Source organism: Staphylococcus kloosii (genome assembly GCF_003019255.1).
GTDB classification, from domain to species: domain Bacteria; phylum Bacillota; class Bacilli; order Staphylococcales; family Staphylococcaceae; genus Staphylococcus; species Staphylococcus kloosii.
Window position 1 is genome coordinate 685,603 of sequence record NZ_CP027846.1, and the last position, 25,766, is coordinate 711,368.

Annotated in this window: 28 protein-coding genes; 16 read left to right on the forward strand and 12 right to left on the reverse strand. The window is 33.4% G+C overall.

The genetic code is table 11. From position 1 onward, the window contains the following. Both C7J89_RS03235 and C7J89_RS03240 read right to left on the reverse strand, forming a co-directional pair. Entirely contained in the window at positions 1 to 753 is a 753-nt protein-coding gene (locus tag C7J89_RS03235) for a threonine/serine exporter family protein (RefSeq protein ID WP_061853787.1), read from the reverse strand. Between the two features lie 215 nt (positions 754 to 968). After that, positions 969 to 2,249: a homocysteine synthase gene (locus C7J89_RS03240; protein ID WP_103295652.1), complete on the reverse strand. Its 1,281-nt coding sequence runs from the start codon at positions 2,247 to 2,249 to the stop codon at positions 969 to 971. A 237-nt stretch (positions 2,250 to 2,486) separates the two neighbouring features. On the opposite strand from C7J89_RS03240, the gene C7J89_RS03245 reads away from it, so the two are divergent. From C7J89_RS03245 to C7J89_RS03260, 4 genes are all read left to right on the forward strand, one after another. Continuing rightward, a complete protein-coding gene (locus C7J89_RS03245; protein ID WP_106884387.1) occupies positions 2,487 to 3,632 on the forward strand; it encodes a bifunctional cystathionine gamma-lyase/homocysteine desulfhydrase in 1,146 nt (381 codons plus the stop codon). A gap of 139 nt (positions 3,633 to 3,771) precedes the next feature. Further along, positions 3,772 to 4,476, forward strand: coding sequence for an ABC transporter ATP-binding protein (locus C7J89_RS03250; protein WP_061853784.1), 705 nt, complete (start codon positions 3,772 to 3,774; stop codon positions 4,474 to 4,476). Position 4,477: 1 nt separating this feature from the next. After that, positions 4,478 to 5,608 carry an ABC transporter permease gene (locus C7J89_RS03255; RefSeq protein WP_103295576.1) on the forward strand — a complete coding sequence of 377 codons (1,131 nt, stop codon included), beginning with the start codon at positions 4,478 to 4,480 and terminating at the stop codon, positions 5,606 to 5,608. Between the two features lie 9 nt (positions 5,609 to 5,617). Beyond that, the gene (locus C7J89_RS03260; RefSeq protein ID WP_103295575.1) at positions 5,618 to 6,268 is read left to right on the forward strand and encodes a TetR/AcrR family transcriptional regulator; all 651 of its coding nucleotides are present in this window, start codon (positions 5,618 to 5,620) and stop codon (positions 6,266 to 6,268) included. Positions 6,269 to 6,337: 69 nt separating this feature from the next. On the opposite strand, the gene C7J89_RS03265 is transcribed toward C7J89_RS03260, so the two are convergent. From C7J89_RS03265 to C7J89_RS03300, 8 genes are all read right to left on the reverse strand, one after another. Next, a complete protein-coding gene (locus C7J89_RS03265) occupies positions 6,338 to 6,805 on the reverse strand; it encodes a thioesterase family protein (RefSeq protein ID WP_061853781.1) in 468 nt (155 codons plus the stop codon). 153 nt (positions 6,806 to 6,958) lie between these two features. Next, on the reverse strand, positions 6,959 to 7,795 hold the full coding sequence (locus C7J89_RS03270; RefSeq protein ID WP_061853780.1) for an urease accessory protein UreD: 837 nt from the start codon (positions 7,793 to 7,795) through the stop codon (positions 6,959 to 6,961). Further along, positions 7,795 to 8,409 carry an urease accessory protein UreG gene (gene ureG / locus C7J89_RS03275; RefSeq protein WP_061853779.1) on the reverse strand — a complete coding sequence of 205 codons (615 nt, stop codon included), beginning with the start codon at positions 8,407 to 8,409 and terminating at the stop codon, positions 7,795 to 7,797. Before ureG ends, C7J89_RS03270 begins: the two co-directional genes overlap by 1 nt. 11 nt (positions 8,410 to 8,420) lie before the next feature. Next, the gene (locus C7J89_RS03280; RefSeq protein ID WP_103295574.1) at positions 8,421 to 9,110 is read right to left on the reverse strand and encodes an urease accessory protein UreF; all 690 of its coding nucleotides are present in this window, start codon (positions 9,108 to 9,110) and stop codon (positions 8,421 to 8,423) included. Then, positions 9,103 to 9,555 (reverse strand): urease accessory protein UreE, encoded by a 453-nt coding sequence (gene ureE, locus C7J89_RS03285; protein WP_103295573.1) that lies wholly within the window; start codon positions 9,553 to 9,555, stop codon positions 9,103 to 9,105. Before ureE ends, C7J89_RS03280 begins: the two co-directional genes overlap by 8 nt. Positions 9,556 to 9,566: 11 nt before the next feature. After that, complete coding sequence (gene ureC / locus C7J89_RS03290; protein WP_061853776.1) at positions 9,567 to 11,282, reverse strand: urease subunit alpha; 1,716 nt, start codon at positions 11,280 to 11,282, stop codon at positions 9,567 to 9,569. Continuing rightward, on the reverse strand, positions 11,279 to 11,692 hold the full coding sequence (locus C7J89_RS03295) for an urease subunit beta (RefSeq protein WP_103295572.1): 414 nt from the start codon (positions 11,690 to 11,692) through the stop codon (positions 11,279 to 11,281). Before C7J89_RS03295 ends, ureC begins: the two co-directional genes overlap by 4 nt. Before the next feature lie 12 nt (positions 11,693 to 11,704). Next, complete coding sequence (locus C7J89_RS03300) at positions 11,705 to 12,007, reverse strand: urease subunit gamma (protein ID WP_061853774.1); 303 nt, start codon at positions 12,005 to 12,007, stop codon at positions 11,705 to 11,707. Positions 12,008 to 12,214: 207 nt separating this feature from the next. On the opposite strand from C7J89_RS03300, the gene yut reads away from it, so the two are divergent. The 10 genes from yut (at position 12,215) to C7J89_RS03350 (ending at position 20,860) form a co-directional block, all read left to right on the forward strand. Beyond that, positions 12,215 to 13,144 (forward strand): urea transporter, encoded by a 930-nt coding sequence (gene yut, locus C7J89_RS03305; RefSeq protein WP_103295571.1) that lies wholly within the window; start codon positions 12,215 to 12,217, stop codon positions 13,142 to 13,144. 28 nt (positions 13,145 to 13,172) lie between these two features. After that, positions 13,173 to 14,657, forward strand: a complete 1,485-nt coding sequence (gene nikA / locus C7J89_RS03310; RefSeq protein WP_103295570.1) for a nickel ABC transporter substrate-binding protein — start codon at positions 13,173 to 13,175, stop codon at positions 14,655 to 14,657. After that, positions 14,647 to 15,618, forward strand: a complete 972-nt coding sequence (nikB, locus tag C7J89_RS03315) for a nickel ABC transporter permease (RefSeq protein WP_103295569.1) — start codon at positions 14,647 to 14,649, stop codon at positions 15,616 to 15,618. The genes nikA and nikB overlap by 11 nt, the downstream gene beginning before the upstream one ends. Next, on the forward strand, positions 15,615 to 16,442 hold the full coding sequence (gene nikC / locus C7J89_RS03320) for a nickel transporter permease (RefSeq protein WP_103295568.1): 828 nt from the start codon (positions 15,615 to 15,617) through the stop codon (positions 16,440 to 16,442). Before nikB ends, nikC begins: the two co-directional genes overlap by 4 nt. Next, a complete protein-coding gene (locus C7J89_RS03325; RefSeq protein ID WP_103295567.1) occupies positions 16,435 to 17,223 on the forward strand; it encodes an ATP-binding cassette domain-containing protein in 789 nt (262 codons plus the stop codon). Before nikC ends, C7J89_RS03325 begins: the two co-directional genes overlap by 8 nt. After that, on the forward strand, positions 17,207 to 17,914 hold the full coding sequence (locus tag C7J89_RS03330; RefSeq protein ID WP_103295566.1) for an ATP-binding cassette domain-containing protein: 708 nt from the start codon (positions 17,207 to 17,209) through the stop codon (positions 17,912 to 17,914). The genes C7J89_RS03325 and C7J89_RS03330 overlap by 17 nt, the downstream gene beginning before the upstream one ends. 24 nt (positions 17,915 to 17,938) lie before the next feature. After that, a complete protein-coding gene (locus tag C7J89_RS03335; RefSeq protein ID WP_103295565.1) occupies positions 17,939 to 18,847 on the forward strand; it encodes an ABC transporter substrate-binding protein in 909 nt (302 codons plus the stop codon). 178 nt (positions 18,848 to 19,025) lie between these two features. Beyond that, positions 19,026 to 19,442 carry a MarR family winged helix-turn-helix transcriptional regulator gene (locus C7J89_RS03340; protein ID WP_103295564.1) on the forward strand — a complete coding sequence of 139 codons (417 nt, stop codon included), beginning with the start codon at positions 19,026 to 19,028 and terminating at the stop codon, positions 19,440 to 19,442. A 38-nt stretch (positions 19,443 to 19,480) separates the two neighbouring features. Then, positions 19,481 to 19,861: a VOC family protein gene (locus C7J89_RS03345; RefSeq protein WP_103295563.1), complete on the forward strand. Its 381-nt coding sequence runs from the start codon at positions 19,481 to 19,483 to the stop codon at positions 19,859 to 19,861. A gap of 189 nt (positions 19,862 to 20,050) precedes the next feature. Beyond that, positions 20,051 to 20,860, forward strand: a complete 810-nt coding sequence (locus tag C7J89_RS03350) for a Cof-type HAD-IIB family hydrolase (RefSeq protein WP_103295562.1) — start codon at positions 20,051 to 20,053, stop codon at positions 20,858 to 20,860. Between the two features lie 525 nt (positions 20,861 to 21,385). Here the strand turns inward: C7J89_RS03350 and C7J89_RS03355 are convergent. Further along, complete coding sequence (locus C7J89_RS03355; RefSeq protein ID WP_103295561.1) at positions 21,386 to 21,808, reverse strand: universal stress protein; 423 nt, start codon at positions 21,806 to 21,808, stop codon at positions 21,386 to 21,388. Between the two features lie 79 nt (positions 21,809 to 21,887). Next, entirely contained in the window at positions 21,888 to 22,952 is a 1,065-nt protein-coding gene (locus C7J89_RS03360; RefSeq protein WP_103295560.1) for a quinone-dependent dihydroorotate dehydrogenase, read from the reverse strand. Positions 22,953 to 23,155: 203 nt separating this feature from the next. Here C7J89_RS03360 and C7J89_RS03365 point away from each other — a divergent pair, with 203 nt between their 5' ends. Both C7J89_RS03365 and C7J89_RS03370 read left to right on the forward strand, forming a co-directional pair. Further along, the gene (locus C7J89_RS03365) at positions 23,156 to 24,010 is read left to right on the forward strand and encodes a fructosamine kinase family protein (protein ID WP_103295559.1); all 855 of its coding nucleotides are present in this window, start codon (positions 23,156 to 23,158) and stop codon (positions 24,008 to 24,010) included. A gap of 136 nt (positions 24,011 to 24,146) precedes the next feature. After that, positions 24,147 to 25,649, forward strand: coding sequence for a CoA transferase (locus C7J89_RS03370; RefSeq protein ID WP_103295558.1), 1,503 nt, complete (start codon positions 24,147 to 24,149; stop codon positions 25,647 to 25,649). Positions 25,650 to 25,766 lie beyond the last annotated feature (117 nt).

The window sequence follows — 25,766 nt, forward strand, 5'->3', positions numbered from 1 at the left end:
TTAATAAATTAAATACGCAATAGCTATACCGGAACCTATGGCAAATGCAATTACGAGTGCTTCTAGAAATTTAGCAGTAAACATTAACATGTGCCGGCTAAATAAATCTTGAATAGCAGTGGTAATTACGACACCAGGTACAATAGGCATGACTGAAGCAATAATGGAAGAACCTAAGTTACCACTGACACCCAATAGTTTTGACCCTAATATGGCAATGGATCCTAAAATAAAGGAACCAATAAATTCTGGGATAAACATTGTTAAGGATTTACTTTGCATGTATTCGACGATGAAATAACCGATTGACCCCGCAAGAAGTGTAATGATTACATATTGCCAAGTACCACCTAATAAATAAAGAAAACTTAAAGAAATTAAACCAGCGGCGATAACCTTTTTCCATAACGCACTACTTAAAGAGGTATGGTCGATAAGTTTTAAACTGTCATGTGCCTCATATATAGAAATGCGATTGCTCGTTAACTTTCTAGAAATTGAATTGACTTGGAAAATTTTAAGTAAATTCGTGATGTTTTTATCAATTCTTATAATTCGTGTGTCGTGATCAGAACTTAAAGAAAAGTTGATAAATACGTTGATAACGTATCCTTGGCTGTTGTAATATCCCATGCTTATCGCCATACGACGCATAGTATCTTCTACTCGAGAGACTTCTGCTCCAGAAGAAAGTAAGATTTTACCTGCCAAAAGAATAACAGTCATCGTAATTTTGTCTTTGTCATTATCCATTAGTATACCTCCAATCACGAGATTAAATTAATTATCCCAGTATCAAACTATAATTTCAAAGGGATTTAAATAAAAATATAAGTGTCAGTCTGAGGTTTGTCTAACGTCAGAATGAAGGGGAGTCTAATATACATATTTATAAGCCACAAAAGCACCTACACACAAAGGGAATTTGTATGTAGGTGTCATTGTTAGTATGCTTATTCAATGCCTACTTAAACTTTTGTTAATGCTTGTTCTAAATCGTTAATGATATCATCAATATTTTCTGTCCCAATAGATAAACGAACTAGTTCAGGAAGTACACCAGACGCTTGACGTTCTTCTTCTGATAATTGTAAGTGGGTCGTACTTGCAGGATGGATAACTAATGATTTAGAATCACCGACATTTGCTAAATGTGAGAATAGATGCAAGCCATCTACGAAATTTGAGATTTCGTTAACAGTGCCATCAATACCAAATGTTAATATAGCACCTTGACCGTTTGGTAAATAGTGTTGTGCTAAACTATGGTAAGGATTATCTTCTAATCCTGGATAATTTACCCACGTTACTTTAGGATGTTCATTTAAATATTGAGCGACCCGCAATGCATTTTCAGAATGTCGCTGCATGCGTAAATGTAACGTCTCTAAGCCGATTAAAAATTCATGAACATTAAATGGTGATACTGCAGAACCTAAGTCACGTAATAATTGAACTCGTGCTTTTGTGATATAGGCAGCAGCTCCAACATCATTTACATAAGAAATACCGTGATAACTTTCGTCTGGTTCAACTAAACCAGGATACTTGCCGTTATTCCAGTTGAAATTACCACTATCAACGATGACGCCGCCAATAGATGTACCGTGACCACCGATAAATTTAGTAGCTGAATGAACGATAATATCCGCACCAAATTCGAATGGTCTTAATAAATAAGGCGTAGGGAATGTGTTATCAACAATTAAAGGTAGTTCGTTAGCATGGGCAATTTTGGCTACGGCTTCAATATCTAGTACATCAATACGAGGGTTACCAATCGTTTCAGCATATACTGCTTTTGTTTTATCATTAATCGCTTGTTTAAAGTTTTCAGGGTTACTTGGATCTACAAAATGCACTTTAATTCCCAGTTTTTTAAACGTGACATTCAATAAATTGTAGGTACCACCATATAAATTAGAGGAGGCAACAATTTCATCACCAGTTTCTACGATGTTTAACAAAGCTAAATGTATGGCAGCTTGACCAGATGATGTTGCTAATGCACCTACACCACCCTCTAATGCAGTTAGACGTTCCTCTAAAACATTTTGAGTTGGATTCATGATACGCGTATATATATTGCCATTTTCTGCTAGTGAAAATAGAGATTGAGCATGATTAGTGTCATCAAATGTGTAACTTGATGTTTGGTAAATCGGAACTGCGCGTGATTTTGAAAAGTCATCGACCTCTTGTCCAGCATGTATTGATAGTGTATCTAAATGCCATTTTTGTTCACTCATTATAAGGCACTCCTTTTAGTAAGAATTTTCTGATAATTATAACTATACTATTTGCTTTTTTATAAATCAATATATCTTATTAAAAAGATAAGAATTAATGGTCTGATTGGTTGCTATTATTTGTAAACCTATTGTATAATACATATCGATTAAATAGGAATTGAATTGTATTTATTAGGTTTTGTACTTAACAGATGGAAGAGCAAATTCAAATAGAGATACAAAGGAGAATTTATAATGAACAAAAAGACTCAATTAATACATGGTGGTCATACAACAGACGATTACACTGGCGCCGTGACGACACCGATTTATCAAACTAGTACTTATATGCAAGACGGCATTGGTGATTTAAGACAAGGGTATGAATATTCACGTTCGGCTAATCCAACACGTTCTTCCTTAGAAAGTGTTATTGCAGAATTAGAACAAGGTAACTATGGCTTTGCTTTTGGTTCTGGTATGGCTGCGATTACAGCAGTTATTATGTTATTAGATGAAGGTGATCATCTATTAATTAACTCAGATGTTTATGGTGGTACTTATCGTGCCTTAACGAAAGTATTTACGCGCTACGGTATTAAAGTTGATTTTATAGATACGACACATGCCGATCAAATCGAACAACACATTACACCGCAAACTAAAATGCTTTATATTGAAACACCTTCAAATCCATTATTGCGTGTTACAGATATAAAAGCAGCTGTAGATATTGCCAACAAAAATGATTTAATTTCTGTAGTAGATAATACGTTTATGACACCTTATTTCCAAAATCCTTTAGCGATTGGTGTAGATATCGTGTTACATTCGGCTACGAAATATATTGGTGGTCATAGTGATGTTGTAGCAGGATTAGTTGCGACAAAACGTGATGATTTAGCTGAACGTATCGGCTTTATTCAAAATTCAACTGGTGGTGTATTAGGGCCTCAAGATAGCTATTTATTAATTAGAGGCATTAAAACATTAGGCTTAAGAATGGATCAAATTCAACGTAATACGTTAGCTATTATTGAAATGTTACAAAATCACGTTGCAGTTAACAATGTATTCCATCCGAGTATTCCTAGTCATTTAAATCATGATATTCATGAAAACCAAACTTCTGGTCATACTGGCGTAGTTGCTTTTGAGGTTGCAGATATAGAGAAAGCTAAAGAGGTCATCAAACAATCGCAATACTTTACTTTAGCTGAAAGTTTAGGCGCTGTTGAAAGTTTAATTTCAGTACCGGCACTTATGACTCATGCATCAATTCCAAAAGATGTTCGTGAAAAAGAAGGTATTGCAGATGGCTTAATTCGTCTGTCAGTTGGTATTGAGGACACAGAAGATTTAGTACAAGATCTACAACAAGCATTAGATGTAGTTAAATAATTTAATATATGTGTTTAATGGCGATACTGAAACTCTAAGTTTTAGTATCGCTTTTTTGTATTGACAAAGAACCGAAAAAGAGTAATATGTAAATAAAGTGAGTGGTCACTCATTTTATTGGCGTGAGGAGGAATACTTTATGATAGAGGTAAAAAATGTAAGTAAATCCTTTGGTAAACAACAAGTGTTGGATGATATTTCTATATCATTTAATGCTGGTGAAGTTGTGGGACTAATTGGTCCTTCAGGTACTGGAAAGACGACGTTAATACAGTGTATTTTAGGCATGGAGAAAACTGATGGTGGGCAAGTTACTATTCAAGAACATTCAATGCCGAATAGAAAGATATTAGCAAATATTGGTTATATGGCTCAAAATGATGCTTTATATAATGATTTAACTGGACGTGAAAATTTAACGTTTTTCGCAAGAATTTATATACGCAACAAAGAAGATATTAAAAAACGTGTGAACGTATGTAGTTCAATGGTTCAATTAGACAATGATTTGGATAAAAAAGTCGAAATGTATTCTGGTGGAATGAAACGACGGTTATCTTTAGCGATTAGCTTTTTGCAAAATCCTAATATCCTTATATTAGACGAGCCTACAGTAGGCATTGATCCTAAATTACGTCAGGCGATTTGGAAGGATTTAACTAAAGCAAAGGCAGAAGATAAATGCATTATAGTGACAACGCATGTGTTAGATGAAGCTACACGCTGTGACAAGCTCGTATTAATGAACCAAGGAAAAATATTGGCAATGGGTACACCTGATGAAGTGAAAAAACAATATCATACAGATACGATTGAAGGCGTATTTCTTAATATGGAGGGATAATATGAATTCGTTGCACATAGCAGGACGTATTTTCAAACAGACGATTCGAGATGTAAGAACGTTAGCACTATTGCTTATTGCACCTATATTAATATTATCGCTATTATATTATATTTTTACAGTTGCCGATAATACTAATGGCGTAACAGTTGGCGTTCACGATGTACCAGATTCATTAATTACTGAATTACATGATAAAGATATTCACGTTAAAAATTATAATAATAACAATGATATAAACGATAAAATAAAAGACGACAAATTAACAGGATTTTTACACAGCGATGGGCACAAAATATCAGTGACTTATGCTAACGATAATCCTACACAAGCTGGAGAGTTAACAGGTGCAAATCAAAAGTGGTTAATGAGTCATAATATGAATGCCATGAAAGATAATACTAATAAATTGCATCAAGCGTTAACTAAAATACAACAAAAAATGCCTGGGGATGGGGGAAACACGACTCATCAAGATATGGCTAAACCGTATAAACTGACGGCGCATTATTTGTATGGTTCTTCAAATTCTACTTATTTTGATATGATAAACCCTATATTAATCGGATTCTTTGTCTTTTTCTTTACGTTTTTAATTTCCGGTATTGGACTATTAAAAGAGCGTACTTCAGGTACATTAGAACGCTTACTGGCCTCTCCGATAAAGCGCAGTGAAATTATTTTTGGTTACGTCTTCGGTTATGGTAGTTTCAGCGTTATTCAAACTGTAGTTGTCGTATTATATGCAATTTATATTCTACACATTAATTTAGTAGGTTCGATATGGTTCGTGCTATTAACAGCAATATTAACAGCACTTGTCGCTGTGACATTCGGTATATTATTATCTACCTTTGCTTCCTCAGAATTCCAAATGATTCAATTTATACCATTAGTCGTAGTACCACAAGTATTATTTGCAGGGATTATACCAATTGAATCAATGAATAAAGGGTTACAATACTTTTCGCATATCATGCCGTTATTCTATACCGGGCAAACAATGCAAAATATTATGATCAAGGGTTATGGATTCAACGATATTTACATTTATTTAATTGTGTTATTCGCATTTTTCATATGCTTATTGATTTTAAATATTATAGGCATGAAAAGATATAGAAAAGTTTAGGAGGTCAATATGAACCAAGATATTAAGTCATTAGTTGAAACCATTGTTCCTCAACTTGAATATTTAAGCGATAAACAAAGACGTGTCATAGAAAGTGCTATTGCATTATTTAGTGAACAAGGATTTGATAAAACGAGTACTAAAGAAATTGCGCAACGTGCAAACGTCGCAGAAGGAACGGTATTTAAGCAGTTTAAAAGTAAAAGAATGTTATTATACGCAGGCTTAATTCCAATTTTAAGAGACCATATCGCACCTGTAGCTGTTAAACAATTTACAGATGAATTAAACGAAACAACCCATTTTGATGCATTTATAAATTTATTTGTAGAAAACAGATCTCAATTCATTTATGACAACAGACGTATTCTTAAAGTCATCTTAAACGAAGCAATTACTAATGAAGATTTCCAAAATATATTAGTTAATATTTTTACCCATAAATTAACGAGTAAATTGAAAGATAAAATTGAATGGTTTATCAATAATGGTGACATGCGCAACGTTAAACCTGAGTTTTTTATACGTACGGTCATCGCACAAATTTTAAATTTAAATATCCCAATAATTGTAAATAATGACTATACCAAGGGTGAAAATTATCAGCAGTTTGCGTTATTCGTAAAAGAAGGATTATATAGAATGTTTAAGCATGAATAGACATCATGCAAAATATAAAATAAGAGGTTGAGAAATCGTAGCTTCTCAACCTCCTCTTATTTTATTAGTTTACTTTTTTGGAATTCCTATAACGTGACCTACTTGTTTAGGTATTTCAAACTGTGGTTGTTGTGAATAATAGTCAGCAATAGTTTGATAAACCTTGTCTGGAAATGGGGCACTCTTGCGTGTTTCATTGCTTACGCTAATCATCATGACTTCGTATGTAGCAATTTTTTCATCTTGCTCATTAAACATAACTAAAATAAGATGCGTACGTTTGGCATCAAAATCATAGATATAAGGTCTTACATAAAAAGAATCACCTAAACGTAGTTCTTTTAAAAAAGAAATGTGTGATTCTAAGCTAAAAACAGTTACTGGTAAATCTTCTCGTTCAAATTCGTAACCAACGGCGTTAAAAAAGTACACGACACAATCGCTAAAAATAGAATAATATTTAGCGTCATGCATGTGGTCATTATGATCTATCCAAGATGTTTCAACCGTAAAGTTATATTCAAATGTAGCAGTCATTCAAAGTCCTCCAATAAATTTCTCTTTTACGCAATCACTCAATAACTTTAGTTTATAACACTTCATTAGGTTGTGTATAGAATAATTGTTCGAAATGCACAATTTTTTAAAAAATTGAGACTCAAAGCGCACTTTGAATCTCAATAAGGGTAATTAATATTTTCTTAAAAAATGAGTTTCTCTGTTATAAGTAGTACGTACAATAAAATCTTGAACATGCGCTAATATCTTTTCGATAACTTGAGTTTTTAACGACAATATACGGATTGTTAAACCATGCGTAGCCAATTTGGTAATACCGAATCGGCAATCATATTGTTGTGCAACGTGTTTGATTTCATCGTAAATACTATCAATATATTTTTGTGTCACTTCCGGATGGATGAAATAACATGAACCAATATGTGTATAACCTTCCATGTAGCCAATATCACTCACATTATTTTGTTCAGGTGATAACAATAAATTGTCATAAGCTACAAGTTGATTATCTACGTATATTTCATTTAGCAAATGCATATATTTATAACTAAAGAGTGATTCATCTTGCGCATAACCTGGTGTTAAGATGTCGCTATAAAATAGCGAACCATGCATATCCAAATTAAAAATATTATGCTGATAAAATTTAGCATTTGCATAGGCAATTACCGGATCAGCGACATATTCTAGATAACCGTTGTTACCTATTGTAAAAGTTTGGTATTGTTCTACTCTATCATTTAACGTTTTATATATTTTAGTAGCACCTTGAGAAGTAAGCGTTACCGCTGCTTCGTCTTTCACAGTGAAGTCCATTTTATAACGGTCTCCATCCAAATAGCCGCCCCCAACGTTTACAATATAAAAAGTTGGAATATCGGACTGATTTAAATAGATAGGGCGCATAACTTTTAACGCCTTATCAAAGTAAATATCTCTTGCTACAGATTTACGTCCATTATTGAACACGGTTAACTCAAGTTGACCAGTCCATTGTTGTTGTGTCATTATGCTAATCCTTTTAAGAATACATCATTATCTATCCAAGAAAGCACATTTTCTAACCCTTCGTCAGTTTTAAGATTTGTAAATGCAAATGGACGATTTTTTCTAAATGTTTTAGTATCTTCAGCCATTTGGTCTAAAGATGCACCAACATATGGTGCTAAATCAGTTTTGTTAATAACGAAAAAGTCTGATTTAATCATACCTTGTCCACCTTTACGTGGAATTTTTTCACCTTGCGCAACATCGATAATATAAATTGAAAAGTCGACCAATTCAGGGCTAAAAGTAGCAGCTAAATTGTCGCCGCCTGATTCTATAAAGATAAGTTCAATGTCGTCGTTGCGTTCTTTTAGTTCGTCTATAGCAGCGAAATTCATAGAAGCATCTTCACGAATTGCTGTATGAGGACAACCACCAGTTTCTACACCGATTATACGATCTTCAGGTAAAACGCCTGTATTAACAAGGATTTTTTCGTCTTCTTTGGTGTAAATATCATTTGTGATAACACCGATACTAAACTCTTTAGACAAACGTTTAACTAATTTTTCGATTAGTTGTGTTTTGCCGGCACCGACTGGACCGCCGATACCAATTTTTATTGTTTGTGTCATTTAATATCCTCCTATGAAATGAATATTCTTACATTAACATTTTCATGTTCCATTTGATTTAATTCTATGCCTGGTGCGGTAATACCTAATTGCGATTCATCTAATTGTAAAATATTATCTCTCACTTGAGTAATATTAGGGATCATATCATTAATGATTTTTTGACCAGCCGTCTGACCCAATGGTATAGCGCGCACGGCATTTTGAGTTAGACTAGCTACATTTTGATATAAATAATAGTCAATAATGGTTGCTATATCTACATTTAGGTAATGACCAAGCATCGTAAAACATATTGCAGGGTGCAAGTGTACTGACTTCTGTTCCATTTGAGTTTGGTACCATTGAAGCCAATCGCTGCTGTATAGTGAGTTTGCTAATTTAACCATACGATTTCCCATTTGTTTTGAACCTTGGCGTGTTTCACGCGGTAAACTTTGTACATACAATAAATTATCAAGTTTCATAATTTGGTTCGTATTTTCTTGTTCTAACGCCTCGTAAATTAAACGCATTGTTAATCCATCGCTATAACTTAACTGTTCATTCATAAACAAAGTTAACCAATTTGTAAATGTGTGTTCATCATGCACTTCATCGCGTTGAATATAAGTTTCCAACCCAAAAGAGTGACTAAATGCACCTGTAGGTACTTGAGAGTCACAAAATTGGAACAAACGAAATGCTTGCTGGTTAATCATGTGAATGACCTATATGACGGAATGCTTGGTTAACTTTTCGATCTTCACGTTGGTAGGGAATACCTAAATCTTTTAATAACGATTCAACCAAATAATCATATTGTACTAACATTTCTGTTTCTGTAAATTGTGCCGGTAAATGACGATTACCTAATTGATGAGCAATATCTCCCATTTCTTGCAATGTACGAGGCTGAATCACAAGTAAATCGTCTGAATTAACGTCGACAATTATCATATTGTTGTCATCTGAATATAAAATATCGCCATATTGTAAATCTATTGGTTGAGATAAGCGAATCCCGATTTCATTATTATGGTCAGTAGTGACACGTTGTATACGTTTCACTAAATCTGAGTTTTCTAAATAAACTTTCTCGACGTGCTTTTGTTTTTCTTCTGGTGATAAATTAGCAATATTGCCTTTGATTTCTTCTATAATCAAGTGCGTTCCTCCTAGAATAAGAAATATCTTTGAGTTAAAGGAAGTTCTGTAGCTGCTTGGCTTGTAATTTTTTCGCCATCTACAAATACTTCATAAGTTTGTGGATCTACATCTAATTTTGGTGTAGCGCTGTTGTTTTTCATATCTTTTTTACTTAATTTACGAATATTATGAACTGGGCGAACTTTGCATTTTAAGCCTAATTGTTGTCCAATATCGCTAGCATATGCAGTTTTAGAAACGAAAGTCATTGAAGTGGCAGCCATATTTGGACCGTATTGGCCATACATTTTACGATATTTGATAGGTTCAGAAGTAGGGATTGAACCATTAGCATCGCCATTTACAGCAGTATTAATTAAGCCACCTTTAATAATGACATCAGGTTTAACGCCGAAGAAAGCAGGGTCCCACATTACTAAATCTGCTAATTTGCCATCATCAATAGAGCCTACGTAGTCAGATATTCCATGAGTGATTGCAGGGTTAATTGTATATTTAGCAATATAACGTTTTATACGATTATTATCATTATATTCCGCATCGCCTTCTAGACTACCTCTTTGTTCTTTCATACGGTGAGCTACTTGCCAAGTGCGCGTAATAACTTCACCGACACGTCCCATTGCTTGAGAGTCAGAACTAACCATGCTGAAAACACCCATGTCTTGTAAAACATCTTCTGCGGCGATAGTTTCTTTACGAATTCTTGAATCGGCAAAAGCGATATCTTCAGGTATAGAAGCGTTCAAGTGATGAGTGATCATTACCATATCTAAATGCTCATCAATCGTATTTACTGTGTAAGGCAGCGTAGGATTTGTTGATGAAGGTAATATATTTGAGTAAGCAGCAGATTTAATTAAGTCTGGCGCATGACCACCACCGGCACCTTCTGTATGATACATGTGTAGTACACGGCCTTTGACCGCAGCCATAGTGTCTTCCATGAAACCTGCTTCATTTAATGTATCTGCGTGTAAAGCGATTTGAACATCATAATCATCAGCAACATCAAGCGCATGACTTAGTGCTGATGGTGTAGCACCCCAGTCTTCGTGGACTTTTAAGCCAACCACGCCCGCATGAATTTGTTCAATTAGAGCGGTATGGTTTACTGCTTGTCCTTTACCGGTAAATCCAATATTAAGCGGTAGAGATTCTGCAGCTTGTAACATACGGTGAATGTGCCATGGCCCAGGTGTTACAGTCGTAGCCTTAGCACCTTCACTAGCACCCGTACCTCCACCAATATGTGTTGTGATACCACTTTCTAATGCAACTTGAGATTGCTCAGGATTAATAAAATGAACGTGTGTATCGATGCCGCCAGCGGTAACAATTTTACCTTCAGCAGATACTACGTCAGTCGTAGCCCCAATAATAATATCTACGTTATCCATAATATCTGGGTTGCCAGCCTTACCAATTTTCATTATATAGCCGTTTTTCACACCAATATCGGCTTTAATAATTTTGTTATAATCGATAATCATAGCATTGGTTATGACGAGGTCGGCAACGTTTTTATCGTCACGTGTTACGTTAGGGTTTTGAGACATACCATCTCTAATTGATTTTCCACCGCCGAAAGCAGCCTCATCGCCATAAGTAGCGTAATCTTTTTCTACACGAGCAAATAAATTAGTGTCAGCTAATCTAACTGAGTCTCCTACAGTAGGACCATACAAACTAGTATATTGGGATTGCGTCATTTTAAAACTCATCGATCATACCCTCTTTCTTTGTTAGCATTTCCACTTTTTTTATCTTCTGGCTTAATAATTTCCTCATTTGAATTATCATCTTTTGCACGATAAACGCGCGATTCATCGATAGGTCCATTTACTTTTCCGTGGAAACCATAAATATGTCTACGTCCACTGTACTCAACGAGTTGGACTTCTTTTTCGTCTCCTGGTTCAAAACGTACCGCTGCGCCTGCCGGAATGTCTAAATGTTTACCATATGCTTTTTCACGTTCAAATTTTAGTGCAGGGTTTACTTCGAAAAAATGGAAGTGTGAACCTACTTGTACTGGTCTATCGCCTGTATTTTTCACTTCAATAATTGTAGCTTCATGACCTTTGTTAACTTCTATTTCGGTTCTTTTTACAATGATTTCGCCTGGTTTCATCCTGTTACCTCCTTAAACGATTGGGTGATGCACAGTTATTAACTTTGTACCGTCAGGGAATGTTGCTTCAATTTCCATTTCTGTAAGCATATCAGCAACACCATCCATTACATCATCCTCATTCAAAATTTGTTTGCCGTAACTCATAAGTTCAGCCACTGTTTTGCCATCTCTAGCACCTTCTAGCAGTTCATAACTAATAATAGCGACTGCTTCGGGATAGTTTAATTTCAGACCTCTATCTTGACGTCTGCGAGCTAAATCTGCTGCGATAACGAGCATTAATTTGTCTTGTTCACGTTGTGTAAAATGCACATGTATCCCTCAACTTTCTTTGTTAAATTTGAAATAATATATTGTTTTCACTTTTAATGTTATTCCTATTACTTTTATAAAACAAGAATTACCCATCGAAAAAAAATAAATTTCATAATAATTGTGGAAAACACTATTGGAAAATTTAAAATTAATAATATATAGTATTTAATTGAAGAGGTAATTAAATAGAAATCAGGTGCCAAATTGAAATATTTAAGTATTTTAATGAAAAATGTCGCTCAAGTGCTGTTATTAGAAAATGCGTGGACTGGATTATTAGTTATTGTTGCGCTGCTTATAGGCGATTGGAAAGTTGGATTAGTAGCATTAATTGCGAGTGTAATAGCGCTGTTATTAGCTAAACATACAAATTACAGTCGGACAGAAATTGACAGTGGATTGGCAGGATTTAATCCTGTTTTAACGGGTGTAGCGTTGACGTTATTTTTAGAACAAACATGGTATAGCTACATCATTATTATCGTGGCGATTGTTATTACGATGCCTGTGGGTGCTGCAATTAGAGAATTATTTAAGACATATGATGTGCCAATGCTCACAATTCCATATGTATTCGTAAGTTGGAGTGTTTTATTAATGTCATTCCAATTTAAATTTGTAAATGTAAACGTTAATATTTTACCGCAATCAGTTAAGAAGATTTCTTTTTCGCAAAATGCTATACATTTCATGAGCAGCTTTTTATCAGGCTTTAGCGAAGTCTTTTTATTGAAAAGTACATTAGCAGGATTACTAATATTAATCGGTATATTTGTGGCGTCTCGCAAAGCAGGATTTTTAGCAATAATGGCTAATTTAATTGGTTTTATTATGGTTTTATTGTTAGGTGCAAATCATAGTGAAATTAATGATGGACTATTTGGTTATAATGTTATCTTAACCGTGTTAGCATTAGGAGTAGCCTTTAAAACACGTATTAATCGGTATATTAATATCATATTGGGTATTTTGTTAACGATTTTCTTACACGCAGGTTTAACTACGTTATTAACCCCATTCGGTTTACCCGTCTTCACGCTACCATTTATTATTGCAACATGGACAATCCTTTTAGCAGGAACTCGAATGAAAAAACAAACAATTGAAGAACATGACGGAAAAAGTGCAACTTGATTATTTATGATAGAGAGAAGGAATAGGTATGAAAAAGTTGGTTGCTTTTATAAGTATTGCATCAATTATTTTAGCTGGATGTAGTGCTAATAATCAACATAGCAAAAAAGATACACTTAACGTGGAGTTACCATTAAAAACTACTACGTTAGCCCCCTATGAAACGGATGTACCAGTAAAAATTGGTGCGGTTGAAACTTTATTTAAATCAACTGCTAACGGCAAAATAGAAAAGGTATTAGTAGATTCTTATAAACAACCTTCAGCTAAAAAGCTAGATATAACGTTGAAAGATAATATTAAATTCCAAAATGGCAATAAATTAACTGCTAAGGCAGTAAAAGAAAGTCTTGAAGAGAGTAGTAATAAAAGTGATTTAGTAAAAGGTTCGTTACCAATTAAAAATATTACAGCACACGGGCAACATTTAACGATTACTACGAAACATAATTATCCAGAATTAGTTTCTGAATTGGCGAGTCCTTTTGCTGCTATATATGATGTAAACGCTAAAAACAGTGTGAATAAACAACCTGTTGGTACAGGTGCCTATTCCATTAAAAATTACAAGCAATCACAAAAAATTGCGCTTGATCGTAATAACAAATATTGGCAAGGTAAACCTAAAATGAAACATGTGAATGTTACATATCAAGAAGATGGTAATGTGAGAGCAAGTGATTTGAAATCAGGTAAGGCTGATGTTATTACTGATGTGCCAGTGGAAAAAGTTAAAACGTTAAAAGACAACGATAAAACAAAAGTTTCGGATACTTCTGGATTTAGAACGGGACTTATTCTTTACAATCACACAAGTAAAAAAATGACAAAACCAGTGAGACAAGCATTAGATAAAGTGATTGATAGACAAGGGATTACGAAGAAAATTTCAAAAGGCTATGCTAAACCAGCAGCTGGTCCATTCAATGATAAAGCTAAATATATTAATGAAGGACTACCGCAAAAACAAGATATACAAGGTGCTAAAAAATTATTGAGCAAAGCTGGATACGACAAGCAACATCCACTAAAAATAACGGTACCGACGTACAATGGGCGTCCTGAATTGCCTAAAATTGCACAAGTATTACAATCAGACGCTAAAAAAGCAAACATTGATATTGATATTCGAAATGTAGATGATATTGAAGGTTACTTGAAAGATAAAAAGCAATGGGATGCGTCAATGTATAGCTTTGGCACATTGCCAAGAGGTGATACAGGTTACTTCTTTAACCAAGCTTACAAATCTGGTGGTGCTATCAATAAAGGCGACTATCATAATGAACGCGTAAATCAATTAATTGATCAACTGAATGAGACTGTAAAAACATCAGAACGTCATAACTTATCTAACGACATCATCAAATTAACGGATAAAGATTATGCTAATAGTTATATTACTTATAACGATACGTTAGTTGGTTTAAATAAAAATGTTAAAAATTTAACAGCAACACCAGAAGGTATTTATTTAGTAGATTATAAGGTTGATAAAGCACATGATAATTAAAAATATACTCGCTAGAATTGGACAAATGATCATCGTATTATTTGTCCTTTCTACAATTACATTTATTTTAATGAAACTCACACCAGGTGACCCCGTAGATAAAATATTGCATCTTGATGTAAGTAATGTCTCGAGTAATCAAATTAATGATACAAAAGATAAGCTTGGTTTAAATGACTCTGTTTTTATGCAATATATTCATTGGTTAGGCCAAATTATTCATTTAGATTTAGGTAACAGTTATCAAACGGGGGAACCAGTAATTAAAGAATTGATATTTTATGCACCAACGACATTAATTATTGCAGCTTTAACTATAATATTTACGTTCTGTATCACTATCCCTTTAGGTATTATGGCGGCTAAATGTTATAAAACTTGGATTGATTCACTAATACGTTCGATAACATCGTTTACCGTGAGCATGCCCTCTTTCTTTATTGGTATTGTATTAATTTATATCTTTGCACAAAAATTCCAAATTTTACCGTCTTCTGGCATTGAATCAGTGACTGGTTATATTTTGCCAGTCTTGTCATTAAGTGTAGGAATGAGTGCTTATTATGTACGTTTATTACGTTCAACTTTAATCGATTTATACCAATCTCCTGTAGTCATTGCGTCAAGATTACGTGGTATGTCTGAGACTTATATTTTATGGAAAGATTCATTTAAGCCCGCATTAATACCACTTGTAACGATGCTTGGAATGTCTGTAGGCGGATTAATAGGTGGTACAGTAGTTGTTGAAAATTTATTTGGTATACCTGGGCTAGGATATTTTTTAATTGATAGTATTAGAGCCAGAGACTACCCGGTGATACAAGGTGCAGTATTATTTATAGGTACGCTTGTAGTTGTGGCAAATATCGTCAGTGATTTAGTGCTTTTATGGTTAGACCCAGAGCGTCGTTACAGTAACAGTAATAAGATTAGTGAACAGGAGCGTGATGTTTCATGACACAACAATTGAAACAGCGCACCGTATTAGTTGTTTTTATATTATATTTATTGGTTATTGTTGGCAGTCAGTTTATTGTTCATTATCACGATGCCATGGAAGTTCATTTAAATAATAGTTTGGCGATGCCTAATTTCCATCATTGGTTAGGAACGGATGAATATGGTAGAGATATGTTAAGTAGAATAATTGTTGGTGCACGTTATACATTGCTAGTGAGTCTATTAACTTTAATGTGTGTGTTAATTATAGGTTTGCCTCTTGGTTTAATAGCAGGTTATAAACAAGGGTGGTTAGACACAATTATAATGCGAATACTTGATATTGGTCTTAGCATTCCTGATTTTGTCTTAATGATTGCATTGGCGAGTTTCTTTAAACCTAGTATTTGGAATTTAGTCATTGCTATTACGTTGATAAAATGGATGAATTATACGAGATTATCACGCAATATTGTTAAAGGTGAAATGAACAAACCTTATATTAAAATGGCCAAATTATTACATGTTCCCAATAGAGTAATTATCATTAGACATATATTACCGAAAGTTTGGCCTGCTATGACAGTATTATTAATCGTTGATTTTGGGAAAATTATTCTCTATATATCTTCTTTATCTTTTTTAGGATTAGGTGCACAACCACCATCAGCTGAATGGGGCGCCATGTTAAATGCAGGGCGTTCTTATATAGAAAGTAATCCATTATTAATGATTGCACCAGCAGTGATGATAACAATCACGATATTAATTTTTAATTTCTTAGGTGACGCCATTCAAGATTATTTATTAGATAATAATAGGAAGCGGGATAGTAATGAGTAACTTATTGACTATGACAGGACTGACCATTTGCGATAATCGACACAACGAATTGTTACACAATATAGATTTTAGTATAGAAAAAGGTCTTGTAAACGTGCTTATTGGAGAAAGCGGTTCTGGTAAAACATTGACTGCCAAATCATTAGTTCAAAATTTACCATATAATTTGAAGTTACATTATCATTCTATGTCTATTAATGGTGAACAAGTAAATAATATTCATCCGTATCTCGGACAAACAATAGGCTTCATCTCTCAAGATTATGTTCATAGTTTAAACAGCCATACTAAAATCGGACAACAATTAATTGCAATTTATCGTTATCATTATCAAGTATCTAAGGCTAGTGCACAAAAATATGTGTTTGATGCCTTGTCACGAGTTCATTTAGATGTAGCAACAATAATGAAGCAATATACATTTAATTTATCTGGGGGACAATTAGCAAGAGTCCAAATTGCGAGTGTTATTATGTTGCAGCCACAACTCATAATTGCCGATGAACCTATAGCATCATTAGATGTAATCACTGGACGTAAAATTATGGAATTACTTAGTGAATTAGTAAAAGAACAAGACGTTACTTTACTAATAATTACGCATAATTTATCTCATGTTTTACGTTTTAGTGATGTGATACAAGTTATGCGACAAGGGACTATTGTCGATCGCTTTTATTTGAATGAAATGCAAGCACAACACTTAACAAATTATACGCAAAACCTTTTTAAACAACGAAGTAAAATCATAAAGGATGAAACTTATGATTCAATTAACTAATTTAAACTATCAAATTAAAAAGCATAATATTTTAAAAAATATTAATTTAGCTATTCAAAAAGGTGAAAAAGTTGGTATTATTGGAGAGAGTGGTGCGGGTAAAACGACGTTAGCGCAATTATTATTAGGTATTATAAAACCAACGAGTGGTTCTCGTAATATAAATGCCAAAACGATATTACCAATATTTCAGCACCCTTTAGAAAGTTTTAATCATGCTTATACGATTCAACAATCTCTAGATGAAGCAGTTCGCTACTTTAGCATTGAAAATAATGCAATCATAAGACAACGTTTGAAGCAATTGTTAAACGCTACGGACTTAAGCACACAACTATTAAATCGTTATCCTGATAAAGTCAGTGGGGGTCAATTACAAAGGTTTAATATTATTAGGTCTTTAATGTTAGAACCAGAAATATTAATTTGTGATGAAATAACCTCAAATTTAGATGTAATAGTTGAACAGAAAGTAAGTGCACTCTTAAAACAATACAATAATAATAATCAGCACACGATGCTATTTATATCGCATGACTTAGCTTTTGTTTCGCAAGTGGTCGATAGAATTATAGTAATGAAAAAGGGTTCGATTGTTGATGATTTTCCACGAACGCAACTTTTCAATGCAAATAGGGATGAATATACACAAGCATTATTAAATATGAATGAAATTGAAATAAAGAAATAAATTATTTATAGAGGGGTTTAGAAAATGAAAAAATTAATTGTCACATTAATTGCGATGTTACTTGTGTTAACGGCTTGTAGTAACGGTTCTGGTAATAAAAACGATAAAGAGGCAACGAAAAATTATAAACAAGATTCAGGGAAAACGATTAAAGTTCCTAAAAAGCCAAAACGTATCGTAGTTTTAGGTGCGACATATGCGGGTGGTTTAAAACAGCTGGATGCTAATGTAGTTGGTGTTGCTAAAATTGTAAACGACAGCAAAGTGTTAAAAAACAAATTTAAAGATGTGAAAAAAGTAGACCCAGAAAATGTTGAAAGTGTAGCCAAATTAAAACCAGATTTAATCATTGATTATAGCACTGATAAAAATATTAAAAAGTTACAAAAAGTAGCGCCTACTGTAGCATTTGATTATCAAAAACATGATTACAAACAACAACACATTGAATTAGGTAAACTTGTAGGTAAAGAAGATAAAGCGAAACAATGGGTTAAAGACTGGGATAAAAAGACAAAAAATGACGGTAAAGAAATTAAGAAAGCTATCGGTGACGATACATCAGTATCAATCATTAAAGATTTCGATAAAAAATTATATGTGCTAGGTAAAACTTATGGACATGGTAGTGAAGTATTATATGATTCCTTCGGTCTGAAAATGCCAGCTAATGTAGCTAAAGCAACTAAGAAAAATGACCTCGCCGAGATCTCAGAAGAAGATATTCCAAAAATGACTGGAGACTATGTAATTACTCCAGTAGCTAAAGGTGCTAAATTATCATTTGGCGATAAAGACGTTTGGAAAAATAGTAAGGCAGTAACAGAACATCACGATATCAAAGTCGATGAAGGTATTTATTGGTTAAATGATCCTTATTCATTAGACTATGAACGTAAAGATTTAAAATCAAAATTATTAAAACAACAATAATAAGTTACTTAATTACTAATAAATATGACTCCCATGATAGATTATTCTACTGTGGGAGTTATTTTTATTTAAATCAAAAGATACAGTACGTAGAACTTCAAATACTTGTACAAATCATATATACTTAAAAGACTGAAAAACTATATGATCAAATATTAAGGAGGTGTGAGTTGGATACATGAAACAAGATCAACAAATTGCACAGTGGTTGGAATTAACGCAATATGTGCATTATATTGAAACAATGATGGAGAAGAGTTTAAGACAACAATATAACCTCAGCTTAAAAGAATTTTATGTATTATATGAAATTAACAATGCTCAAGGTAATAAATATAAAATCAATGATTTAATTAAGGTAGTAGATTTAAGTCAAAGTGCCATGTCACGATTGATTAATAGGTTAGAAAGCTTTTCACCTAGTTATGTAACTAGAAATGAGTGTTTAGAAGATCATCGTGCTATGTACATTTATTTAACGGAAGCTGGTTCCGAAATTATAAACGATGCGAGTAATACGTATGCTAATCTTTTAGAAAAAGTTGATTTTAACCATATGCGTCAACTTACACAAGATTCAAAAAGTGAGGCTTAATCACTAAAACTGTTTTTATTTAACAAGGGGGATTTAATATGAAAATCACAGGGAATTGGTTAAATTTATGTGTTTCCGATTTGACACAAAGTGAAGATTTTTATAGCAAAATAGGTTTTGAAATTAAGAAAAATGAAGAAATGCTGGATAAAATGTTAGGTGTCCAAACAGCAGACGGTCATATTATTATGTTGATTGAACAACAACAATTTAAAAAAGCAGCAAATGTAAACGACACAACTAACAATGGCGCATTAGTTTCTGTATCTGTATCTACAAGTGATGAAGTTGATGAGCTGTTAGCTTTAGTAGATGATACCAATGGTAAGGTATTACAAAGAGGAACTAAATTAGAAGGTTTTTATGGTGGATTATTTAGTGATCCAGATGGCAACCGTTTTAATATTATCGCAATGTAACAGTTAATTAGCTTAAAATTTGTATTTTTTATTTATAACACTACGTTAACAATATAATTAAAATAAATATTTATAGCTAGTTTATGTAAATAATGCTATTTTGATAGAGTGGGCAATGAAATCTACTTTTGAGTCAGATTGTTGTCGCACTCTTTTTTGTTACTAATAATTAATGAAAGTAGGGATCTTTTGATTAAAGCAATAGCAGTAGACAAAGATGGAACATTTTTAAATTCAGAGCATTCATACGATAGAGCTTATTTTGATCGATTATTTACCGAAATCAAACGCCAAAACATAAAATTTATCGTTGCTAGTGGGAATCAATACGCACAATTACAATCATTTTTCCCAGGTAAAGACGAAGATATTACTTATGTAGGTGAGAACGGCGCTGTTACATACTTCAAAGATGAATTACTAAATGCGCATCATTTCGATGCTACTTTAATTGAAGATGTAGTTAAGTTTTTAGAACAAGAGCATCAAATAAAAAATATTATTTTAAGTGGTGTTAAAACGTCATATTTACGACATGATGCCCCTGAAGCATTTAAGGAATACGTTAAATTATATTATAAAGATATTACATATGTAGATAACTTCGATGATTTAAGTCACGATAAAATCGTCAAAGTCGCAATGCACATCGCTGATGAAACTTTATTGAATAATGTTGTTAAAGAATTAAACGCTAAATTTGGCCAGTCTATTCGTTCAGTGACGAGTGGATTTGATAGTTTAGACTTGTTGGTACCTCATGTTAATAAAGGGGAAGCCATTAAAGAGTTATTAGCAGAATGGGGTATTCAAGAAGACGAATTATTAGCATTCGGCGACGCTAACAATGATATCGAAATGCTACAATTAACACCACATAGTTATGCAATGGAAAGCTGCAGTCCAGAATTGGCAGAAGTTGCAAACCATCGTGCCCCTTCTAATGATGAATCAGGCGTTTTACAAGTAATCGAAAAGTATTTAAAAGAACAACAATAGTAGCTAGATGCAATAAATAAAAAATGGTTATCTCCACTATATGAAGGAGATAACCATTTTATTTTTGTACGTCGATAATCGTATGTAATAACTATCCAAAAATATTTATAACTTGTCGTAAAACTTTTTCATAATATAAAAACCGACGGCACTCAATGAAAGACCAACGATAATAATTAATGCAATAATCATGATAATATACCTCGATGATTGTAAAATTTTTATAATTATATCACATTATTTTATTTAAATAATACATCAATTACAGTATAGAATTAGTAGTAAAAAATAAGGAATAAATTGCCAAAAAATGGGCGGGGCAGCAATATTATTTGTATAAGATAATCTTGGAACCCTGCCACGGCAGAGATGGCCATATTTGAAAAAAGCTTGATATAAACCATTTTCAAATCAGTCATTTACTGACCGTATAAAAATAAAAACCTGAAGACAATATAATGCCTCAGGCTCTTATTTTGAGAATGAATATTTATGTTCCAGACTCTTTAATCACTTTAAATTATGCTAATTAACGATATGCACGGGAACAGGTGAATTGTTAGCTACCTTATGCGTAACATTCCCTAAGACGTTGCCTATGTTCGCTTTATCACGTTTGTTACTCATCACTACAACGTCATAATTATTATTTTCAAGTTCCCCTAAAATTTTACTTCGGATTGGACCAGAGCTAAATTTTATATTCACTTGTACGCCTGTAGCTTGCAGTTTTTCCACGAAGGGTTGTAAACGCTCTTCTTTTTTAGCTGTTAAGTCCTCAACGTGTTCATTGTCATACCGCACGGAGCTTTGTAATTCTGCATCAGAAATAACATTGTAAATAGTTACTGTCACATCATTTTGGCCACCACTAAGATTTTCAATTGCTTTAGGTACGTTCGTAAATGAGTTTTCAAAGTCATATGCTAATAAAATATTTTTATACATAACCTTTGCCTCCTTTATAATACGTATACCCTGTTTTTGAAAAAATATATGTCTTTATTGTTAAATAAATAAATTATGTTTATACATCTAATCCAATAATTTCACTAACGTTATTATAGTTGTGTTGAGCTAAATAGGCAGCCAACTCTTTATTTAATCTTTTCGTTAGTCCTGGGCCTTGTAATACGAGAGAACTGTATATTTGAACTAAAGATGCACCACTACGTAACATAGTTATGACATCTTCAGTAGTGAAAATACCGCCTGTACCTATAATTAAAAAGTCTCCGTTAGTTTCTTTATAAGTCCATTTGATAAGTTCTAAATTACGTTTAAATAATGGTTTACCACTTAAGCCACCAGTTTCGTTTTTATGTTGTGACGTCAAATTGTCTCTTTTTTGGGTAGTGTTCGCTAATACTATGCCATCAAAGGTCTCAACAATTGACGGTAATATATGTTTTAATTCTGATGTTTCTAGGTCAGAAGTTAGTTTAATAAAAATTGGAATTTGCAAATGCTGTTGTTCTTTATAATCAGTAATAGCTTGGCACAACATTGTAAATTCATCTTTATCATGAAAGTTTTGTAAGTTTGCTGTGTTTGGCGAACTAATATTAACAGTGAAATACGTCACATCATTTTTAAACGTATCAATAACTTTAATGTAATCTTGGTATCTCTCTTCATAAGGCGTGATTTTATTCACACCTACATTAAGTCCTATAGGTAATGAATAAGCAAAGCGTCTCAAATTACTTAATGCTTTATTCATTCCTAAATTGTTAAAGCCCATGCGATTTATTAATGCATCGTCTTCGAGTAAACGGTACATACGTGGTTTAGGATTACCATCTTGTGGCTTTGGTGTGATGCCACCAAGTTCTATTGCACCAAATCCTGCCATTTCTAGAGCTTTTGGTACTTCACAAGATTTATCAAAACCTGCGGCAAGTCCTATTGGGTTAGGGAATGTAATACCTTTAATATGTTGTGTTAGTGAGGCATGTTCATAATAAAAGAAACGTTTAATTGTTGATAAAAATAAAGAATGATTTTGTGTTAGTTTTAACACATTAATTGTTTTACCGTGCGCTTCTTCTGGATCCATTTTAAATAATAAAGGTTTCATTAATTTATACATTGATTACGCTCCAATAATTTGATTTTGAAATTACACTTTAGCTTTAATAATTATCTTTATTCTATAATAAAATGGAAGGTAAAATAAAGTTACTATAAGAAAATAGTGAATTTATCTTGTAAATGAAGTTGTCGCAATTAGATTAACAAGTGGGAAAACAGGTAATATTATAATTATATGACTTGAAAGAAAGTAGGGATGTTATGAATAAATCATGGCAAGAACAACTACCATTAAATAATATAAAAAATATTTCTCCGGTTAGTGGAGGAGATGTTAATGACGCATATATAGTTGAGACAGATAAAGAAACTTATTTTTTACTTGTACAAAAAAATAGAGATGCAGATTTTTATGGCGCAGAGATAGCCGGTTTGAAAAAATTTGAAGAAGCGGGTATCAAAGCACCTATAGTAGAAGGGAATGGTCAAATAGATAATGATGCCTATTTGTTATTAAGCTATTTACAAGAAGGTGGTCGTGGAGATCAACGAGATTTAGCAAAATTGGTTGCTAAAATGCATAGTCAACAACAACCTGATGGTAAATTTGGATTTGAAATGCCCCATGAAGGTGGCGATATTTCGTTTGATAATAGCTGGTGCGACACATGGCAAGAACTATTCGTTGAAAGACGTTTAGAGCCGTTGAAAGAGTCACTCGTGGACAAGGGTTTATGGATAGAAGATGACGTAAATACCTTTAATCAAGTGAAAGACGTCATCAATAAAGCTTTAAAAGAGCATAATAGTAAGCCTTCATTATTGCACGGAGATATGTGGGGAGGTAACCATATGTTTTTAACTAATGGAGAACCTGCTTTATTTGATCCAGCACCACTATATGGTGATAGAGAATTTGATATGGGTATTACTACTGTGTTTGGCGGTTTTAATCAAGCATTTTATGATGAATATAATAAACAATTTCCATTAGCTAAAGGTGCAGATTTCCGAATGGAATTTTATAAGTTATATATTTTAATGATTCACTTATTAAAATTTGGTGGTATGTATGCTACGAGCGTTGATCGTTCGATGGCCAAAATATTAAATTAGTATTGTTTAAGGTTGAGGTATCAGATGATATCTCAACCTTAATTTTATATAAACGAACATATAGGCGTAAAAATTGCAAAATTCATAAGTTAGTAGAATGATTATCTATGGAGTAATAAATATGAGGAGGTATTTTATGGATAGTAAAAGACTAAAAGAGACTTTGTTAAATAATTACAATGAACGTATTAAATCAGCCGAAGAAGATAATTTTGATATTAATAAAGAATTAGAAAATGTTTTAAATGGGATTGGCTATTCGACAAAAGACACTGGTGGCAAAGTTGAATTTTACGGTAAAGATCCTATACAACCGAGTACTTTGAAAATCGCTTCGCTAGCTGGAATTGGCTTGGCAGCTAAATCGGTAGCTATTGCATCTTTATGGAAGCAAAGAACAGGTGTTGGCCAAGATATTCAAGTAGATATAAGAAAAGCATTAAAAAGACTTTCGCCATTTTATGAAAAAAAGTGGGAAACAGTGAATGGTTTTGCGGCAAAAGCACAAATTTTTCCTAATAATCCTACACGTTTTGATTTCTACCAAACCAAAGATGGACGCTGGGTTATGCCGTTAAATCCTTATCCTAGTGCACAAAGACATACTTTAGAATTATTAAATGCACTGCCAAACAAAAAGTCTATTACGCATGCTATTAGACAATGGCATTCACATGATTTAGAAGAAAAAGCGGCTGAAAAAGGTGTTGTTATGCCTGTCGTACGCTCCGTTCCAGAATTTTTGAATGAAGAGCAATTTGAATATATAGCTCAAAATCCATTAGTGACAATTGAAAAAATTGGAGAATCCGAGCCGGAACCTTTTACTAGTAATCCTACCCAACCTTTAGACGGTATACGTGCGCTTGGAATGGGGCATGTTATTGCAGGTGCTGGACTGGGGCGTGGCTTAGCATTACATGGAGCCGATGTATTAAATGTGTGGCGCCCTTCTGAATTTGAAGAGGAATCATTACTTCTAACTTCTCATATTGGGATGCGTTCAACTTATTTAGATATTGATAACCAACGTGCACATCGCCAAAAATTTGACGAATTATTGCAAGATGCCGATATTTTCTTTTTAAATAAACGTAGCGGATTTATGACTGAAAAACACTTAACACCACACGAATTAGCGGAACAAAGACCTGGTATTATTCATTGTTCAGTAAGTTGTTATGGTGAGGCAGGACCATGGTCAGACAGAAATGGTTTTGATCAAACTGCGGGATGTGTGACAGGCGTCATGGATTTAGAAGGCACACCTGATAAACCCCAATTACCACCTATCGTTGTCGTCAATGACTATGTTATTTCTTGGTTAATGGAAACGGCTGCCATTAAAGCACTTGAAAGAAGAGCCCAAGAAGGTGGTAGTTATAAAATTCAAGTGAATCTAAGTCGTATATCATTATATCTTTTATCTTTAGGTATTTTTGATAAAAACTATGTAAATAGTACTTATAACTCTAGCGATGAACATACTATTGTAAGTCCAGAACAATTTGAAGACGATACGCCATTAGGTCATTATGTTGGCGTTACCGATCAAGTGAAAATGACTGAAACACCTGGAGAATATAAATATACTTTAACGCCAAGAGGTGCAAGTCAACCTGAATGGTTACCATTTTAAGCCTAGGTAATTAACCAAGGCGTAAATTTGGGAGTTAAGTATTATAATAGGGCCCGTACTTGGAGTAATAGTACGGACCATTTTTATAACATTTTAGGCAGATCATAATAATAAATA

Bases quoted from the DNA above. Each gene is read 5' to 3' on its own strand.
- C7J89_RS03360 (WP_103295560.1), bottom strand. From the start codon at position 22,952: ATGTATAAATTAATGAAACCTTTATTATTTAAAATGGATCCAGAAGAA.
- C7J89_RS03280 (WP_103295574.1), bottom strand. From the start codon at position 9,110: ATGATTAACCAGCAAGCATTTCGTTTGTTCCAATTTTGTGACTCTCAA.
- C7J89_RS03330 (WP_103295566.1), top strand. From the start codon at position 17,207: ATGATTCAATTAACTAATTTAAACTATCAAATTAAAAAGCATAATATT.
- ureC (WP_061853776.1), bottom strand. From the start codon at position 11,282: ATGAGTTTTAAAATGACGCAATCCCAATATACTAGTTTGTATGGTCCT.
- C7J89_RS03240 (WP_103295652.1), bottom strand. From the start codon at position 2,249: ATGAGTGAACAAAAATGGCATTTAGATACACTATCAATACATGCTGGA.
- C7J89_RS03345 (WP_103295563.1), top strand. From the start codon at position 19,481: ATGAAAATCACAGGGAATTGGTTAAATTTATGTGTTTCCGATTTGACA.
- C7J89_RS03270 (WP_061853780.1), bottom strand. From the start codon at position 7,795: ATGACACAACAACAATGGACTGGTCAACTTGAGTTAACCGTGTTCAAT.
- C7J89_RS03355 (WP_103295561.1), bottom strand. From the start codon at position 21,808: ATGTATAAAAATATTTTATTAGCATATGACTTTGAAAACTCATTTACG.
- C7J89_RS03265 (WP_061853781.1), bottom strand. From the start codon at position 6,805: ATGACTGCTACATTTGAATATAACTTTACGGTTGAAACATCTTGGATA.
- C7J89_RS03245 (WP_106884387.1), top strand. From the start codon at position 2,487: ATGAACAAAAAGACTCAATTAATACATGGTGGTCATACAACAGACGAT.
- C7J89_RS03335 (WP_103295565.1), top strand. From the start codon at position 17,939: ATGAAAAAATTAATTGTCACATTAATTGCGATGTTACTTGTGTTAACG.
- nikA (WP_103295570.1), top strand. From the start codon at position 13,173: ATGAAAAAGTTGGTTGCTTTTATAAGTATTGCATCAATTATTTTAGCT.
- C7J89_RS03250 (WP_061853784.1), top strand. From the start codon at position 3,772: ATGATAGAGGTAAAAAATGTAAGTAAATCCTTTGGTAAACAACAAGTG.
- C7J89_RS03260 (WP_103295575.1), top strand. From the start codon at position 5,618: ATGAACCAAGATATTAAGTCATTAGTTGAAACCATTGTTCCTCAACTT.
- C7J89_RS03235 (WP_061853787.1), bottom strand. From the start codon at position 753: ATGGATAATGACAAAGACAAAATTACGATGACTGTTATTCTTTTGGCA.
- C7J89_RS03370 (WP_103295558.1), top strand. From the start codon at position 24,147: ATGGATAGTAAAAGACTAAAAGAGACTTTGTTAAATAATTACAATGAA.
- C7J89_RS03255 (WP_103295576.1), top strand. From the start codon at position 4,478: ATGAATTCGTTGCACATAGCAGGACGTATTTTCAAACAGACGATTCGA.
- C7J89_RS03340 (WP_103295564.1), top strand. From the start codon at position 19,026: ATGAAACAAGATCAACAAATTGCACAGTGGTTGGAATTAACGCAATAT.
- C7J89_RS03365 (WP_103295559.1), top strand. From the start codon at position 23,156: ATGAATAAATCATGGCAAGAACAACTACCATTAAATAATATAAAAAAT.
- nikB (WP_103295569.1), top strand. From the start codon at position 14,647: ATGATAATTAAAAATATACTCGCTAGAATTGGACAAATGATCATCGTA.
- ureG (WP_061853779.1), bottom strand. From the start codon at position 8,409: ATGACACAAACAATAAAAATTGGTATCGGCGGTCCAGTCGGTGCCGGC.
- nikC (WP_103295568.1), top strand. From the start codon at position 15,615: ATGACACAACAATTGAAACAGCGCACCGTATTAGTTGTTTTTATATTA.
- C7J89_RS03325 (WP_103295567.1), top strand. From the start codon at position 16,435: ATGAGTAACTTATTGACTATGACAGGACTGACCATTTGCGATAATCGA.
- C7J89_RS03295 (WP_103295572.1), bottom strand. From the start codon at position 11,692: ATGAAACCAGGCGAAATCATTGTAAAAAGAACCGAAATAGAAGTTAAC.